Annotated in this window: 17 protein-coding genes; 10 read left to right on the plus strand and 7 right to left on the minus strand. The window is 47.6% G+C overall.

Annotated elements, in window-relative coordinates:
* The first annotated feature begins 71 nt into the window (after nt 1-71).
* The gene (locus IM638_06730) at nt 72-725 is read left to right on the plus strand and encodes a hypothetical protein (GenBank protein MCA6362715.1); all 654 of its coding nucleotides are present in this window, start codon (nt 72-74) and stop codon (nt 723-725) included.
* Between the two features lie 70 nt (nt 726-795).
* Here the strand turns inward: IM638_06730 and IM638_06735 are convergent, their stop codons facing one another.
* From IM638_06735 to IM638_06745, 3 genes are all read right to left on the minus strand, one after another.
* Nucleotides 796-1,428 carry a hypothetical protein gene (locus IM638_06735; GenBank protein ID MCA6362716.1) on the minus strand — a complete coding sequence of 211 codons (633 nt, stop codon included), beginning with the start codon at nt 1,426-1,428 and terminating at the stop codon, nt 796-798.
* A gap of 57 nt (nt 1,429-1,485) precedes the next feature.
* Nucleotides 1,486-4,365 carry a S8 family peptidase gene (locus IM638_06740; protein MCA6362717.1) on the minus strand — a complete coding sequence of 960 codons (2,880 nt, stop codon included), beginning with the start codon at nt 4,363-4,365 and terminating at the stop codon, nt 1,486-1,488.
* 195 nt (nt 4,366-4,560) lie between these two features.
* Nucleotides 4,561-6,990, minus strand: coding sequence for a discoidin domain-containing protein (locus IM638_06745; protein ID MCA6362718.1), 2,430 nt, complete (start codon nt 6,988-6,990; stop codon nt 4,561-4,563).
* A 137-nt stretch (nt 6,991-7,127) separates the two neighbouring features.
* On the opposite strand from IM638_06745, the gene IM638_06750 reads away from it, so the two are divergent.
* Together IM638_06750 and IM638_06755 are read left to right on the plus strand one after the other, a co-directional pair.
* Complete coding sequence (locus tag IM638_06750; protein ID MCA6362719.1) at nt 7,128-8,153, plus strand: sensor histidine kinase; 1,026 nt, start codon at nt 7,128-7,130, stop codon at nt 8,151-8,153.
* Entirely contained in the window at nt 8,150-8,821 is a 672-nt protein-coding gene (locus IM638_06755; protein ID MCA6362720.1) for a response regulator transcription factor, read from the plus strand. The genes IM638_06750 and IM638_06755 overlap by 4 nt, the downstream gene beginning before the upstream one ends.
* Nucleotides 8,822-8,939: 118 nt before the next feature.
* Here IM638_06755 and IM638_06760 read toward each other — a convergent pair whose 3' ends face one another.
* From IM638_06760 to IM638_06770, 3 genes are read right to left on the minus strand one after another with little or no spacing between them, the layout of a single operon-like run.
* Nucleotides 8,940-9,485 (minus strand): hypothetical protein, encoded by a 546-nt coding sequence (locus IM638_06760; protein ID MCA6362721.1) that lies wholly within the window; start codon nt 9,483-9,485, stop codon nt 8,940-8,942.
* 26 nt (nt 9,486-9,511) lie between these two features.
* Complete coding sequence (locus tag IM638_06765; GenBank protein MCA6362722.1) at nt 9,512-10,045, minus strand: hypothetical protein; 534 nt, start codon at nt 10,043-10,045, stop codon at nt 9,512-9,514.
* Between the two features lie 10 nt (nt 10,046-10,055).
* Nucleotides 10,056-10,505, minus strand: coding sequence for a type I restriction enzyme HsdR N-terminal domain-containing protein (locus IM638_06770; protein ID MCA6362723.1), 450 nt, complete (start codon nt 10,503-10,505; stop codon nt 10,056-10,058).
* Nucleotides 10,506-10,595: 90 nt separating this feature from the next.
* Between IM638_06770 and IM638_06775 the strand changes: the two genes are divergently transcribed.
* The 5 genes from IM638_06775 to holA all read left to right on the plus strand — a co-directional run bounded on the left by IM638_06775 (nt 10,596) and on the right by holA (nt 14,090).
* Nucleotides 10,596-11,366, plus strand: coding sequence for an AMP nucleosidase (locus tag IM638_06775; GenBank protein ID MCA6362724.1), 771 nt, complete (start codon nt 10,596-10,598; stop codon nt 11,364-11,366).
* Between the two features lie 155 nt (nt 11,367-11,521).
* Entirely contained in the window at nt 11,522-12,007 is a 486-nt protein-coding gene (locus IM638_06780; protein ID MCA6362725.1) for a hypothetical protein, read from the plus strand.
* A gap of 101 nt (nt 12,008-12,108) precedes the next feature.
* Entirely contained in the window at nt 12,109-12,537 is a 429-nt protein-coding gene (locus IM638_06785; GenBank protein ID MCA6362726.1) for a helix-turn-helix transcriptional regulator, read from the plus strand.
* Nucleotides 12,534-13,049, plus strand: a complete 516-nt coding sequence (locus IM638_06790; GenBank protein ID MCA6362727.1) for a hypothetical protein — start codon at nt 12,534-12,536, stop codon at nt 13,047-13,049. Before IM638_06785 ends, IM638_06790 begins: the two co-directional genes overlap by 4 nt.
* Before the next feature lie 42 nt (nt 13,050-13,091).
* Nucleotides 13,092-14,090 (plus strand): DNA polymerase III subunit delta, encoded by a 999-nt coding sequence (gene holA, locus IM638_06795; GenBank protein MCA6362728.1) that lies wholly within the window; start codon nt 13,092-13,094, stop codon nt 14,088-14,090.
* Nucleotides 14,091-14,120: 30 nt separating this feature from the next.
* On the opposite strand, the gene IM638_06800 is transcribed toward holA, so the two are convergent.
* Nucleotides 14,121-14,513 carry a DUF1987 family protein gene (locus IM638_06800; GenBank protein ID MCA6362729.1) on the minus strand — a complete coding sequence of 131 codons (393 nt, stop codon included), beginning with the start codon at nt 14,511-14,513 and terminating at the stop codon, nt 14,121-14,123.
* 98 nt (nt 14,514-14,611) lie between these two features.
* Here IM638_06800 and IM638_06805 point away from each other — a divergent pair, with 98 nt between their 5' ends.
* The gene (locus IM638_06805; GenBank protein MCA6362730.1) at nt 14,612-15,022 is read left to right on the plus strand and encodes an EVE domain-containing protein; all 411 of its coding nucleotides are present in this window, start codon (nt 14,612-14,614) and stop codon (nt 15,020-15,022) included.
* A gap of 120 nt (nt 15,023-15,142) precedes the next feature.
* On the plus strand, nt 15,143-17,494 hold the full coding sequence (locus tag IM638_06810; protein ID MCA6362731.1) for a carboxypeptidase-like regulatory domain-containing protein: 2,352 nt from the start codon (nt 15,143-15,145) through the stop codon (nt 17,492-17,494).
* Nucleotides 17,495-17,564 lie beyond the last annotated feature (70 nt).

Here is a 17,564-nt window from a genome sequence, read left to right on the forward strand (position 1 = left end):
AAGGTAATAAAATCGTTCGTTTTTACGTGCGGACAATGCAAAGCAGGCGCAAAGCAGATTAAATTTGGGGTATGAGCCTGTTTCTGCGCATTGCTGTTGCATTTATAGCCCTTGTACCCGCTCTGCAGGCGCAGGAGGCAGCCCCGCGCATCGCCGTAAACTATGTGACCACCGTACCGGGCAATTTTTCGTTTACCACACAGTGGAGCTACAACGAAAACGTTTTCCGCAACCGCTACGGCCAGCTGGTGTGCGACGGGCTCTGCCCCGAACGGCTGTTGCAGCTTACAGACAGCACCGGCCGCATTCTGCCCGATTCCGTGCAACTGTATTATTCACTGTTTGATACTGCACATTACTACCACACGCTGAGTGCAAAAAGTTCCTGCAGCGAATTTGCGGGGGCCGATTTCGCATACGCGCAGAAGCAGCCCGATGGCAGCGTGCTGTGCCACACCACCGGCAGCATAGCCACACATTGCACCCTGTCATTCATCCTCACCGCCGACAGTTGTGTGGCTTATGCCAGACTTTCAAGCATTATTGCGGGTGAAGATCAAAGCTATTCTTGTACGGGTGGTAATATTAGTATTGATAAGGAGTTATGGAAACTGGGGGTACTGAAGGGCACTTTCCGGTTTGAGTTTACGGATACTGCTTCAGGGCGGGAAGTGATTTATTGGGAAGGACTGGTAAATTGTACAGTTGAAACAGGCAATCACTAATTCACAGTTCCCTCCGGAATCATTCAAAATTGATATGCAGTCAACCAAACATCAACTTCAGTAAAACTGTTTACCTTTCAATACATGAATATTTATATACCCCATCACTGATTTTGATGTACGATTTATTGTTATCAGCAATCGCTTTTCCCCTGTCATTTAGTGTAAACACATAACAATAATTTCTACCGGTTAAGTTAGTGTACCGGTAACCGATGTGAATATTCATGGCATCAGCTGTTCCCACGGAACAATAATCAAACGTAACCATCATTTGTATGAGCAATATCAAACTATCATAGCTGATTCCGACCTGAACAACGATTGATTTAAATGATGAATCGGAAAGCACAGGACTAATATATTCATAGTTGATACCATTACCTGCCACGCTCAATCGAGTAGTTCTTTTTCCAAATGTCGTTACTGAAAAAGCATACGATCTGTTGAGCACCATTTTCTGATACAACTTATTTACGGGTGCCAGTCGCGAAATCATTAACGAGTCGCATTGTTTTCCCGTCAAATCCAAAGAGGAAAACAATACAAACAAAGTAATTAGCCGTATTGCGCGATTGAAGAAATCCATCTTTTTGAAATTCAAAAATACTTCTTTCACTGAAAAATACATGCCGATAAAGACGACATAAGGAATAGAGATAATCCGCTCGTACACAGGAACCGGTAACGAATCTGTAACCATATAAAAACAGAAACACCCGCAGGAAATCCCTGCGGGTGTTTCAACATAAATAAGTTATTAATGCGTCACAATCAGCTTGCGTGTTTCTACACCGGCTGCGGTTTCAATGCGGCAGAAATACACGCCGGAAGGCACGGCAGCCGCATCAAAGAAGGCATTGTAATTACCTGCGGCCTGGTTGCCCGTGGCAAGTACACTCACCAAACGGCCGGAAGCATCAAGCACTGAAATGTTTACTGCCCCGCTTTGCAGCTGGCTGTAACGGATTTCGGTAGTGCCGGTGGTGGGGTTCGGGAAAATCTGTACACCTGAGGTAGTTGCGTAATGTACTACCGAAAGCGGCGGCATATTATCGTAGTTGATCTGCGCATTTACTGCGCTCGACTGTATGTCCGCCAGATCATCGCCGGCAATAAGGGCAAAGGCTACAATTACGGAGTCGCCGGCAGCAATGTTGAAGGGGCCGCTGCTCATTACATCAATTACGTCGTTTCCGGTTGAAGTTGTATTGCCGGCCTGCGCGCGGTTGGTGCTGAGTGAGGTGTATTTATCAGCGTTGTCGTAACCGTTAAACATATCCACACCGCCGTTGCCGCCGTTTACATTGTCGATGGCATAGTGCACGGGAGGCGCTGAATTGGTAAGCAGTTTGATGCCGCAATAAAATCCGTTGGCAGCAGTGTGATAGGCGTAGCCCATTTTGTTGGCGGCGTCGTAATCCGCTTTATTGTCGTTGTAAGTGGATGCATCAATATCCCAGTCGGCAAAAATGCCTGCATACAGGTTATTGAGGGGTTGTGAACCGGTATTGCGGATTACATATTCCACAATTACATATTTGGTATGCGGCGCCGAGTTCCAGGCATAGGCATTGTGCCTTACGGTTACAGGCAGCGCACCCGATGAAGCCGGTGCATCATTGAAACGACCGGTGAGATCGAAGTCGGAGGCTACGGTAGGATTCACCTGACGCACGGTTTGCACAGAGGCAAAATCCACATCGGGTGTAGTACCGGTGCCGCGCACTACATCGCTCACTTTATTGGGCACACCAATCATCAGGCCGGCTTCGTAAAGCAGCGAACCGTTTTGCTGGTAGTTAAATCCAAGTCCCTGCTGCTGCTGATCCTGATTATAGCCAATCAGTCCGCGGCTGGTGATGGTGGTCCACACATCGTTTACCGTAACGTTGATGTAATCCACATTTACTGTTTCGGTGAAATAGTAATTGCGTGTCCAGCTTCCGTCGGTAACCGCTACGCGGAAAATGATGGGCTGGTTGGCCGGTGCGTTGGAATTTACAGAAACGGTAAACGGATCGGCGTTGTTGGTGGCTGTGGCCATTGTACCAAGCGCGCCAATTGTGGTTGTGCCGTCAATAATGGTTACAAATGTGCCTCCGCTCACCACGGTGAGTGTAGCTGTAACGTTTGATGCCGGTGCGAGGTAGTTGGTGAAATCGCCGCGAATGCGGAGCGTATCGCTCACTACAAAAGCATTGTCGTTGTTGTCGGTTACGTTGCGGTTGAGGAACATTACCGAAGGTCCGGCCGGATCGGTGAGTGCTTTGTAGAGGTTTACACGGCCTGATCCGAGCTTATCGGCATAGGCGCTGTTTCCGCTTACCGAATAGTGGTTATCGGTAGTTTCGATGAGGCGACGCATGGCCTGCGTGGCGTTGTAGGTGGGATTATACGCACGTACAATAGCCAGTGCACCCGCTGCTACGGGCGATGCCATGGAGGTGCCGCTTGACTGGGTGTAGCTGTTGCCGCTCCAGGTGGCGTTAATGTTTGAGCCGGGTGAAGAAACGTCGCAGGTGTAATTGTAATTCGAGAACGACGATTTTGCATCTGTAGAGTTGGTAGAAACCACGCTGAGCACACGGTCGTAGGCAGCAGGAAAGAATCCCTGATCCACACCGTTGTTGCCGGCCGCGCAAACCACAGCGGCATCCCGGTTGTTGGTGGCATAGTCGATGATGTTCTGACCAAACGAGCCGCCACCCGTACCGCCCCACGAGCAGTTAATTATTTTGCAGCCATGATCGGCGGCATAAGTAATGCCCTGATAGGAACCGATAAGTGTGCCCGAAGCATCAGAAATTTTCACGGGCAGGAATTTGCAATTGAAGCCCGAGCCGGCCACACCGGTATTGTTGTTTACCTGTGCCGACGCACAGCCACTTACGTGAACACCGTGGGCGTTGGCCTGCCAGGTAGGATCATTATCATTCATACCCACGTCCCAGCCACGGTAGTTATCAGTAAAACCGTCGTTGTCATCGTCGTTACCGTTAATCGGATCGGCGGTGTTGTAGGCAATCTGGTTAGTGAGATCACTGTGCGTAAGCTCCACGCCGGTATCGGTAATGCCGATCACAATGGATGTGCTGCCCGTGGAAATATCCCAGCCCGACGTACCGCTCACACTTGCTGCCGCAATGCGGTAAATGTGATAGGATGAGGAGCTGGTGGCCTGCGGATCATTCGGCGTGAATTCGGCCTTGGGAATGAAATAAGGTTCCACATACTCGAAATAACCGGTATTAAAGAGTTTACCGATGGCTTTTTCGAGCGGCATGGCACCGGTATAATGCACCACATAGATGGTGGAAAGATCAATCATAGGTGCTCCCCACTGATTAAACGCCTTTTCAGGAGCTTTGTGGTTGGGGAACATTTTCGACACCTGATCGGCGCCCAGCATGGTGAGGTAATTGCTTACTGCCGGGATCACAATGCCCTGCGGGGCACAATTGGCGCGGTACTGCGGCTTCACTTTTAAAATCATGGTTGAAGGCAGATACTCGTCGGCAGCGAGCTGCGCAAGCGGCGTGTAAGATTGCTTTTTCGGCTGGGTAAGCTGCTGCGGTGCAGCAGAAAGAGCCGTGTGAAGGAATACTCCGGCCGCAGCCAGTGTGAGGATGTGTTTCATTTTTGGTGTTGAAGCTGTAATGAAATTTTGTCTTTGGTCTTTACGAATGTACCTAAACGATTGACTAATTCAAAGTTGACCCATTAAAAAAACTCAGATCGTTTAGTCTTAGCCCGGAAATTCAGTTTATCCGTCTAACAAAAAACTCCGGACGTACAGCGAACGCCCGGAGTTTATATGCAGATGAATGAATAATCATTCTGTTTTTACCACACGGATGATTTTCCGATGTATTCCTTCGTCAAATTGCAACAAATACACCCCTTTAGCAAGATGTTCAAGCGAGAGCGAACCACTTGTGGTGTACACCACCGTACTATACACCATTTCGCCGCTGAGGTTATATACATGCACGGTATGTTTGGTTTCCGCACTGCCAGCAAAAGCGTAATTGAGCAGTCCGCTTGTGGGGTTTGGGAAAACGTTTATTTCACGCAATGATGTCGAAACGGAGGGTTCGGCTGAAAGCGGCGGTGCCTGACAATCGCAGTCGGTTACATATACTTCAAACTCGGCCAGGCGGTACCAGCTTGTGTTGTATTGCGTGAGATTGAGCCGCACGTAGCGTGCCTGTACACCGGTAATGTTGCGGTACAGATCGAGCTGTCCGTTTTCGTTTACGGCCGTAGCAATGGTGCTCCAGTTTATATTATCCTGCGAAACCTGCACCTGATAATCGCGGCCAAAAAAGATCCAGTCCCAGAATAATTTCACCGCCGAAATTGTTTTCACCGCACCCAGGTCGCAGGTAATTGTGGCATTGGGTTGTGCAAAGCCCGAGGCCCACGCCGTATTGATATTACCATCGTTGGCATTCCACACCTGATTGGCCGCATTGGTATCCAGCACCGATGAAGCCGAGAGTGTGCCCAGCCGCGATTCGGCCGGGCCGTTGCGGTATGTGCTGTCAACCCAAACCGGAATGCTTTCGGCATTGAGGCTGGCGCCCAGATTCTGAAACTCGGCCACACTCATCATGTGTACTTGTGGCAAATAGCACTGCATAAAACCATGCCGCCAGTTTATGCCCAGGAGCGAACTGTCGTAAAGCGTTCCGGCCCAGTCGCTGTGCGAAAAATCGAGCTGATGCTCATGCGGGTCGAAGGCAAACGTCCATTCCGGCGCAATATTTACCCAGCGCATGAGTATGCCTATGTCGCTTTGTGTGCCGTAATCGACCCAGGTAACACCGTTGGCCGCCGTGGCATTTGAAGGCCGCTCACTGCTGCGCGAATAGGCAATTACGTAATTACGGTTATTGTCAATCACCACATCATCATCGGTAATGGCATTGATGGTAGTGGCAGGCATTGGCGAAAACGGATCCTGATCAATGCCAATGATGCTCCAGTAGCGCACCTCTCCGGCAGTCATTGTTGCTTCGCCGTTGCGGGTAGATGGAAACGTGGGCAGGCGGCCTGTGAGCACCATCACTTTGCCGGGCGGCACCGAAACCGAACGGCCAATGTAGGTGGCGTAGTTGTTTGTGGTGGCATGCGGCTCAATATTGCCCGGAGCGGGCTGAAACTCGCCGCGGCCGGTCCAGCCCAGATCAATTTCACGGATACGCTGGGCGCTGTCCTGCCTGCTGAAATTGGCCGAAATGCTTACGCCGTTTAGAATGGAACGTGTAATGCCCCACGATTTAAACCAGCCGGTGGCAAAATTGGTTCCGCCAGCATTGCCCGGTGCGGTTACACGGTTGGCAATGGTAGAATCGGCCCGACGCTGCAGGGTGCTGAAATCGGAGCCTACGAAATAACGTTCGCCGGTAGGAAGTTCAAACCACGCTTTGGGCATAGCCACACCGCCCAGCGCATCCACATTGTCGTCGGGCTCATAAATACGTATCCATACTGCGCCGAGGTTCCAGTCGCCCTGCTGGTTGGCCGGAAGCGGTGTGCCTGCAATGGTTTTATGCCCCAGCGGGCCCTGATACACCAGCATGGCGCCGGTGCGCACATTGGTATTTTGCCTGTACGGATAGGTATGCGCCGTGCCGTTGAGCGTGGTGGGATTGCCTGTGGCCAGCTCAAACTCTACATGGTAGCTGCGCTGGGCGGCATTACGGTTGGCCCCCACGCGAAACGGGTTGGTGTGGCCGGGCTGAGGTTCAATATCCACATCGGCAAAGCCCACTTCGGCTGTGCCAAACTGCCGTTGCGAATAATACTCGGTGCCATTAAGCGGTGGTGTGGCCTGAATGGAGAAAAACCGGCAATGCGGAAACTCGCCTTCAATTACCAGCTTACTGCCAAACGGAGCCAGTGCAGTGCCGAGGAAAAGGTAGGTCACCTTCGGATCGGGAATGCCTGCATAAAGTGAATCCTTGTCGATGGGTTTTGCATAACGTACCGCCCACGTTTCAGCAGCACTGGCCGAGTCGGGATGCTTGAGGTAAAAATCTTTAGAGTCGGAAATACCCTGCGGAATGAGTGCATCGGGAATGCTGTCAGATGCATTGTTCTGCACCCAGCGGTAAATGTAGGCTTCAAGACTGTCGGAAATCTGCTGCGCCTGCGCCACCGTGGCTGAGGCCGGCTGCGAGGGATAGGGATCAGTCGGAGGCAAGCAACCGGCTGATGCAGTTGCAAGGAGCAGCAGGATATACAAATTTTTTTTCATGGCGTTGATTTAAAGTTCGGGCTTTGGTGTATCAAATTTATAGCCGCATTGTTTGCGGAAAATAAGAATTGAACCTGCAGCCGTTTTTTTGAACAAACAGCAACAACGCAATAAAGTATTTGTATTTACTTTAAGGTATGCAGAAATGGTGGTTCTCTGATCGGGTTAGTCATGCAGGCATCTGGTTACTGTACTTTTTGCTGGCCTGGTCATATTATTACAGCTGGCTTCCGCTCAACGGCCTGCATGTGCCGCCGCTGCGCCTGTTTGTATTTTCGGTAAATACGGTTGCGCTTACGTTGCTGTTTCCCTACTTCCTTTACTGGTTCAGGAAACAGTATTCACAACACTGGCATTATGTGTGGCGCGTGCTTGCGCATGCCGTGCTCATGCTGGCGGCATCGGCTTTACTTGGTTTGCTTGATGCGGTTTATCTTTTTGATCAGGCTAAAACCGAATTTCTTTTTACGCCGTGGCACCTGAGTTCGCGCTACCCCACGCTGCTTGTACTGAGCATGATTATTAACTGGCTGTTTATGAAACGTGATTTTGAAACGCATAAAAAGCAGCGGGCTAAACTCGAAATTGCCCGGCAGGAAGCCGAACTGCGCATGCTCAAAGCACAAATCAGTCCGCACTTCCTCTTCAACTCACTCAACAACCTGAACAGCCTCATTCATCTCGATCCTGCACGCGCCTCCGATACCGTAATCAAACTTTCCGACCTGTTGCGGCATGTAATTTACGAAGGAAACCGCGCCAGCATTCCGCTTGATGAAGAAGTGCAGTATCTGCGCAATTACATCGCACTGGCCACACTCAAAGAACGGCTTCAGCAGCATGTGAAATTTGAAACAACCGTTGAACCCGGCCATTTCATTGAGCCGCTTATTCTGGTCAACTTTATTGAGAATGCATTTAAGCACGGCACCATTACGCATCACGATGACCTGATTGAAATTATACTCACTGCGCAAAATAAACGCATTGTATTTTCGTGCGTGAATACCTGCAATGTACACCAGCAGAAAGATGCCACACACGGAATCGGACTGGCCAATGTAAAACAGCGGCTTGAAATGGCTTATCCCGGCCATCACCGGCTTGAAATACGCCACGACAAAGGGAAATTTTACGTACAGCTTGAAATTGACACCCCATGAAATGGCGCTGCATACTTGCCGACGATGAAGACCTTGCACTGAAACTCCTTGCCCATTTCATGGCAAAGGAAGTTACAGTTGAACTCATCGGTGCATACTCATCGGCATCGGAAGCCATGCTGCACATAGAACGCGAAAAGCCCGAGCTGCTTTTCCTCGATATTCAGATGCCCGAACGCAGCGGACTTGATCTGATAGGTGCATTAAGCTACAAGCCGGTGGTGGTGCTGGTTACCGCCTACAGCCAGTATGCCGGTCAGGCATTCGATCTCGATGTGGCCGATTACCTGATGAAGCCATATTCGCAGGAACGCTTTATACATGCACTGCGCAAAGCCACCGAACTGGCAGAAGTGCGGTTTGGAAAAACAACTGCAGAAACACCACTGCTTCTCCGACGCAAAGGATTAACCGAAAAAGTGAATCCTTCCGATATTTTATTTGTGGAAGGGTTAAAGCAGTATGTAAAAATTGTGACTGCATTGCATACCTATATTCATCATATTACACTGAAAGAACTCGAAATACAATTGCCCGGCTTTTTTATTCGTGTACATAAATCCTACATTATAAATCGCAACAAAACCGATTCGTTTAAGCAGGGCAAGCTGAGTATTGGAAGTTATACAATTCCTGTTGGGCGCAGCTATAAGGGCAATCTTGAATAATGCTGCTCACTAAACCATTACCTCGATTTTAAATTCGCGGTTTTGTATGCTTTCATCCAACCCCAAATTAACACCGTAATATAACTCGTTTGTGAGATAATTATCAGAAGTCTGATTACTATTTTCTCTTTCTTCTTTTCTCATACTCTTCTCTTCGTTTCTGCACGCTTTGCTTCCGCAAATAATAATCGTCGGTAAATGGGATGTTCAATGTGCGTGCAAGCAATTTGGCTTTTTCGGCTGCTTTGGAGTAATCGGTGAAATTGGCGAGGTTTAATTTTTTGTTATCAGCACCACGAAGCTGTAAATCAAAGTAGCGGCTGTACGCTTCATCATCGTTTCCTTCTAAAAACCGGCGAATTGTTTTTTGATTTCTCCAATCGGGTTTCCATTGATATTCAAGAAATACGCTAGTGTAACGATTAACAGGGAACGTGCGTGAAAATGGTATAAGTAATGTATAATTTGTAAATGATATTTCCTGTGCAGTTTTACTGTATGCAACCACTCTCCATCCCAAAACCAAACTAACAGAAGGAATGATCGCCAGCAAAAACATAGTGTGCACTACCAATCCCAATAGCAGAAAAATAAAAATCATCACCGTACCCGGCACACCCATTCGGAATGTGGGACCAGAATCTATAATTAGTTTTTCGGACATTGATTGAATATAATTGCGTGCTATTTTTATCGCCGTCCCTTTCTCTCTCGTTCGGCTCTACGTTGTTTGGCATTAGCAAGGCGATGCTGGTATAAATCTTCCACCGGAAGATTTGTGAATTGCTGAAGTTGATGCGCAAACTCAGTTGCTTCACGATATTCAGGAAACTCAATCAGGTAAACAGGTTCTACGGAGTCGCCCTTAAATTGTATTTCGAAGTATTTTATCTGCGTAGGATCGGGTAAAAAACCATCGATTTTATTACTTTTTTTTATTAATTCATAAAACACAAATATTACTGTGGCCTCAGCGAATGACTCATAAATTGAGTAGGGAATAAAAAAAGCATAGTTCGTTTTTCTTACCAGCTTATTCTGAAAGTCAATGTATGTTTTTTGATACGAAAGAAATAAGTTGATTCCAATTACTATTAAAACAATTCCGGCAACCCACAAAAAATACAGCAGCACACATCCTGTTGCAAAAATCAACAAACCCGGCAATCCAAACCTCAGCGTGACTTCACTTCTGATTAAATTAAATCCGGGATTGTTTCTCATGGACATTATATTAAGATTGATACGCCGGCAATTCTTTCAGAAAAACATACTCCTGCTTTTCATGGTTCATCATGCAGCAATAATGCTGCAAGCCGTTGGTAACGAGCAGAAGATTTACGCCCAGGGTTAAGTTGTAGCGGGCAATCTGATCGAATGTGTGCTGGGTGATTTGTACTTCGGGGGCTTTGCATTCGACCACCAGCAGCGGTTGTGCCTTTGTGCTGAACGCCACTACATCGCAACGTTTGCGGAGGTTGTTTACGGTAATTGTTTTTTCAACGGCCAGCAACGATGCGGGATATTGTTTATCGGTAATGAGATAGTGCAGTACGTGCTGGCGCACCCATTCTTCGGGTGTGAGCACAAACCAGCGTTTGCGCACCACATCAAACACCTCTGCACGCGGGCCGGTGTGACGCATGCGCAGCGGATAGGCGGGGAAATTGAGCACGGGCTGCATGGGGTAAAATTAACCTAAACTTTTTACTGCACAGCCTGCACCTTGTGCAGAATGCGGCAGGATTTGGTACATTTGAAGGAAATCTCCTGTATGAAGAGTAAAGAAGAAATTGTAGCCAACTGGCTGCCCCGCTACACCGGCACAGCCCTTGAAGACTGGGGCGAATATATACTGCTTACAAATTTCAGCAACTATGTGCGCACCTTTGCAAGCTGGCATGGTGTGGAAGTTAGAGGCGAAGACCGCCCCATGCTCAATGCCACAGCCGAAGGCATCTCCATTATCAACTTCGGTATGGGCAGCGCTACTGCTGCTACGGTAATGGATCTGCTCGAAGCCATAAAGCCAAAAGGTGCATTGTTTCTGGGCAAATGCGGCGGACTGAAAAAGAAAAACAACATCGGCGATCTTATTCTGCCCATCGCCGCCATTCGCGGTGAAGGAACCAGCAACGATTATTTCCCGCCCGAAGTGCCTGCACTGCCTGCATTCAGCCTGCAGAAAGCCATTTCAACCACCATCCGCAACCACAATTGCGACTACTGGACGGGCACCGTGTACACCACCAACCGCCGCGTATGGGAGCACGACGACAAGTTTAAAGAATACCTCCGTCAGACCCGCGCCATGGCCATTGATATGGAAACGGCTACCATCTTCACCGTAGGTTTCCACAACGAAATTCCCACCGGCGCCCTTCTTCTCGTTTCCGACCAGCCAATGGTTCCGGAAGGCGTGAAAACCGAAGAAAGCGACAAGAAAGTAACTACGGAATATGTGGACCGCCACCTGCGCATAGGCATCGACGCGCTTCGCGAGCTGATCAATAACGGACTGACTGTAAAGCACCTGCAGTTTTAAAACAATTTCAAAGATCTTTCGCCCAAAGGCTAACCTTAAACGGTTGGCCTTTTTCATTTTCTATCATTTACAAATACTTAAAAACAACTGCTGAGGTTTCCATGGATTAGTATTGTAAAAAGGAAAGAAAAAAAGTTAAGTTAGAAGTAAACCGCATGAAAAAAGAGCCTATATTTGTGGTGAGGAAATTGGAGACAAAACAGGGACGACTTCAGTTCTACTCATTAAATATTTGTAAAAAGTGTCCGTATGACGGTGTTTGTAAAGTAACTAAAGATGAAGCTATTGAAAAGTACCAATGTGAATTAGGGCCATGGGACATTTTTGAAGATGAACTTGCTGTAAACAATAACAACTATCATAAACAACTTCTGACTGTTTACAGCAGGCTTGACAGTCTGGTGCAGTTACAGACATTGCCTCAAAATAAATTCAAAGACATTACTCCGAAAGGAGAAAAAGTCAAGGAATACGAAATAAAAACGCCCGATTTGCGGGTTTATATGTTTCATATGGAACACCTCGGAAGGATAATAGTAACGGGAGGAATTAAAGGCACACAACAGTCAGATATTAAACAGTTCAGAAACCTGAAGAAAGCATATCTGGAACAGCAAAATAGTACAAGACACAAGAAATAGCAATGGGTTAACCAAATGACTGCATGAAGAATGATACAGTCTTAGCGTTTACTCGACTTTGCATAAAGACATTAAACGTCTGAAACGAAACCAACCACACCATGAACCGAAAAGAAATACTGAACAGCGAAGCCTACTGGACAGAGCAAATCCAGAACACGCTGTTCCACCATGTACATCATTACCTCAAATCAAAAAATAAAACGCAAAATGACCTTGCCGAACAACTTGGGGTAAGTAAATCATACATCTCACAAATACTAAACGGCAATTTCGATCATAAACTCAGCAAACTTGTTGAATTAAGCCTTGCGGTTGGCCTTGTACCACAATTACAATTTAAAACAATTGAACAGATACATCAGGAAGATGCCGAGTTTACGGCCGACTACTCCCCCGAGTTTCAACTGCAACCACACAACAACAAGGAGTTTTCAGAATTAAGCAATACGATTGAAAATAACAGACAAATTTCTGAAACTCACGAACAAACCAGTTCTTCAGACCACGAATACAGCCAGATAGCGTGAACTCCAAAATCAACATCCACTCGCTTCAAAGCACCGCATTTTCAATTCATGAAATTGCAGGCAGACTGAAAGCTGAAGGCTACGATCCAAAAAGGCTTACAAACAAAACCAGCATTCAGCTCAAAGCCGATTTTGACAAGAATACCATCAGCGTGATTATGCGGGTGCGTTATGTGTATAACGAATCCGAAGAAGAGCAGGAAGTAATGCAGCATACCTGTAATATGACTTTTAATGTGTATGACGGCTTTAACGACCATTTCAAAAAAACAGCTAAGGGCTTCTCTGTTTCACGCGATACTTTTACCGGCTTAATCCGATTTTTTGTAGCCAGTACAATTGGCGCAAACCGGGGAATGATGGCTGTAAGAGCAATGGGAAGTATTATTGAAAATCATCCATACAAGTTTCTCAATATCGATAAGTTAATGGATTTTGTAGAAAAATCTAATAAACACATCCAAATTGCCGGTAATCAGAAAGCCCAAACTACACGGACGAAGAAAAGGTAATTATGCATTTTGATACTCCGATTCCTCCCTTAACTTCGCACTGTGGAATACACCGATATCATCGCCTCGCTCAAAAAGAAGCAATACAAGCCCATTTATTTTCTCATGGGCGAGGAGCCTTATTTTATTGACCAGATCTGCGACTGGATTGAAAACAATGTGCTGGATGAATCGGAACGCGAATTTAACCAGAGCATCCTCTACGGGCGCGATGTAGATGTGCAAACCATTCTGAGCGAGGCCAAACGCTACCCGATGATGGCTGACCGGCAGGTGGTTATTGTGAAGGAAGCCCAGAACGTGCGCAACATTGAAGCTATTGAAAGTTACGCCGAAAAGCCGCTCGACTCTACCCTGCTGGTAATTTGCTACAAATACAAAACGCTCGACAAACGCAAAACCGTGTCGAAAACCATTGCTAAATCGGGCGTACTTTTCGAATCGGCACCGCTGCGCGAGTATAAAGTGCCCGACTGGATAAACGGCTACCTGAAAGAGCGCAACTACAACGCCAGCCCCAAAGCGGCACAAATGCTCACCGAATATCTGGGCACCGACCTGAGCAAGATTACCAACGAGCTGGACAAATTGATGATAAATCTTGCGCCCGGCACAGAAATTACGCCCGAGCATATTCAGCAAAACATTGGCATCAGTAAAGATTACAACACCTTTGAGCTGAACGACGCGCTGGCCAAAAAAGACGTGCTGCGCGCAAACCGCATTATCAATTACTTTGCCGCCAACACAAAAGAACATCCCATTCCGGTTACCATTGCCGCACTCTATGGCTACTTTGCAAAGGTGCTGGTGCTGCATTTTTTGCAGGATAAATCGGAAAAAGCAGCCGCATCGGCCCTGGGCGTGCATCCTTTTTTTGTGAAAGACTATTTTACAGCCGCCCGAAATTATCCCACAAACAAGCTCAAACAAATTTTCGGTGTGCTGCGCGAATATGATCTGCGCTCGAAAGGCGTGGACAATATGAGTGCCGATGAAGGTGCACTGCTGAAAGAGTTAGTGTGGAAAATTCTGCACTAGGCCGCTGGAAACAAGGTTGCCCGGATATTTTCACACCCGCACATCACGCTCATCGGCCGATACTTCGCGGTACTCGAACGTCATCTGCACAATTTCGGCAAAGGTTTCGCCATACTCGCGCATCTCTTCATCATCATTGTAATACTCCCAGATTACACGCATATCCAACTGCTTAACCTGATTCAGAAAGCGCACATAATCGAGAAACGCTTTGGAGGAAAGCGAATTCATGTACTCGAGCCGCAGGATTACCTCGGCAGTTTTCACCACGGAAGTATCAATACCGTTAATAAACTCTTCGAAAGGCTTGAAAAACGAATAGGCGTTTTCCGGAATGCTTACGCCATCAACCCGTATATATACATGGTTGTTAGTAATTTCCCATTCCAATAAAGGGGTATGGCGAGTAGCTTCTATTCGCATTTCCGGGTCTGAATTCTGTGGGTCTCCTTTTACAAAAATATCTTTTTTTTACTTTGCAGCCTCGAAAACATGAATCATAACGCTAATTCACGTGCACTATGAATTACTGGCTTGTAAAATCAGAACCTGTAAAATATCCTTGGGAACAGCTGGTAGCTGATAAGCGTACCTTCTGGGATGGCGTGCGTAATTATGCCGCACGCAACAATCTGCGCGCTATGGCCAAAGGCGATCAGGTGCTTTTTTACCACAGTAACGAAGGCATGTGCGTGGTAGGAATAGCCAAAGTAGTAAAAACAGCTTATCAGGATCCTACAACCGACGATCCGAACTGGGTGGTGGTGGATCTGGCACCTGTAAAAGCGCTCAAAAATCCGGTGCCGCTGGCCGCCATCAAGGCCGATCCGCTGCTTCAGCAACTCCCGCTGGTGCGCATTCCCCGCCTGTCGGTTATGCCGGTACAGCCTGCCGAGTTTGACCGGATTATTTTGCTTTCGCAAGGCAAATAACAGGCAACGGGCCAACCGCTTAACCCGCTTTTTTAACCGGATACCTGTTTCCGGCAGCCATTCTTTAATCGGATGTTGGATAAGGGGCCGAAACCCTTACTTTTGCCCGTTCCCGAATCTATGCACATCCAAATGCTCAAACGCTTACTATTTTCTCTCCTCGCATTGGTTGCTTCGGCAGGCGTGTTTGCTCAAACTGCTACCATACGCGGTACCGTTTACAACAAAACCTCCGGCGAAGCCGTACTGTTTGCCTACGTGTATCTTAAAAACACTGCGCTTGGTGTACAAACCGACGTAAACGGCTTTTTCTCGCTTACTAAAATTCCTGCCGGTGATTACACACTGGTTGCTCAGGAATCAAGCTATGAGCGTTTTGAAATGCCTATTTCAGTTAAAAACGGCGCCCTCATTACCCAAAACATTTACCTGCAACCCAAGGAAATGAAAACGGTGGTAATTACCGCCGAACAGCAGGAGCAGAAGGAATCCCCCAAAGTTTCTACCCAAACACTTGACTCAAAGACCATTAACATGGTCCCCTCCATTGGCGGTGTGGCCGATGTGGCCCAGTCGGTGCAGGTGCTTCCGGGGGTTATCAGCACCGGCGACCAGGGCGGACAGCTTTACATCCGTGGTGGCGCCCCCATTCAGAACAAAGTGCTGCTCGACGGGATGATTATTTACAACCCGTTTCACTCAATCGGCCTTTTCTCGGTTTTTGATACCGACATTATCAAAAACATGGATGTATATACCGGTGGTTTCAATGCTGATTTTGGTGGCCGGGTATCATCAGTGATGGACATTACCACGCGCGACGGAAACAAACTCCGACACGGCGGCAAAGTAACTCTCAGCCCGTTTGGTGCCAAGCTCCTGCTCGAAGGCCCTATCAAGCGACTTGACACCACAGGCAAACGGGGTTCTATTTCCTATGTACTTTCCGGCAAAAACTCGTATCTGCGCCAGAGTTCCAAAGTGCTTTATTCGTATATCGACACTGCCGGCCTTCCTTTCAACTTCAGCGATTATTATGGTAAAGTAGCTTTTAACGCCGTAAACGGCAGCAAACTGAATCTGTTTGCTTTTTCGTTTAACGACACCGTGGCCCGTTTCCGTGGCTCGGCCGACTTGAACTGGAAATCACGCGGTTTCGGTAGTAACTTTCAGGTAATCCCCGGCTCATCGAGCACACTTATTAAAGGTAATTTCGCCTATTCCAACTATAACATTACAATGATCGAAGATGGCTTTGCCCCGCGCAACAGCTCGATCAACGGCTTCAACCTCGGTTTCAACTTTACCTATTTCCAGCGCAAAAACGTAGTGAACTACGGTATCGAAGTGCTCGGTTTTAATACCGATTTCAACTTCCGGAACTCAGTGGACCGGCTTATTCAGCAGAAACAGAGTACATCAGAATTTGCCGGCTTTGTAAAATACAAATGGTTGTCGAAAGATGCCCGCCTTGTTCTTGAGCCTGGCTTCCGCATTATGTATTACGCCACACTCGGCAACACCTCGCCCGAACCGCGGCTTGCCTTCAAATACAACATTTCCGAGCGTGTACGCATTAAAGGAGCTACCGGCATTTACTCGCAAAACCTTATCAGTGCCGTGTCTGACCGCGATGTGGTAAGCTTGTTTTACGGCTTCCTTTCTGGCTCTGACAACATTCCCTCACAGCTTACCATGCCCGACGGCGAGGTGAGAGAAATTACACACCGCCTGCAGAAAGCCAACCATTTTATTTTTGGTGTGGAATGGGAACCGTTCAAAACCACCGAAAACGGTAAACTCACCGTAAATCTGGAAGGCTACCTGAAAGACTTTACACAGCTTACCAACCTTAACCGCAATAAAATTTTTGAAGACGAGCCTCAATTCGCTGATCAGCCGGATGTGCTGAAAAAGGATTTTATTGTGGAAACGGGTAAAGCCTACGGCGTGGATCTGCTGCTTAAATACGAATACAAAGCCATTTACCTCTGGGCTGCCTACTCCTATGGGTTTGTAACCCGCTGGGACGGTGTGATGAATTACCGCCCGCATTTCGACCGACGCCATAACGTAAACTTAGTGGCTGCCTGGCAGTTTGGAAAAGACGGCAACTGGGAACTCGACGGGCGCTGGAACTTTGGTTCAGGCTTCCCCTTCACCCCCACACAGGGCTTCTTCGAAAACGTGTCTATCGGCTCTGTGACCAGCGACTACACACAAACCAACGGTACACTGGGCACCATTTACGGCGATATTAACTCACGTCCGCTGCCCACCTATCACCGCCTCGATATTACGGTGAAGCGCACGATAGAATTTGAAAAACTCAAACACTCGAAAATGGAAGTGGCGGCCGGTGTAACCAATGCCTATAACCGCGCTAACATTTTCTATATCGACCGCATTACTTTCAAGCGTGTGGATCAGTTGCCGCTTATGCCCAGCGTGTCGCTGAACTTTACGTTCTAACCTGTTTTTGAACAAAGCCCGCAGTGCTGCATTGCAGTAACTGCGGGCTTTGTGCTTGACCGGGGAAAAA

Source organism: Bacteroidota bacterium (assembly GCA_020402865.1).
Lineage (GTDB): Bacteria > Bacteroidota > Bacteroidia > Palsa-965 > Palsa-965.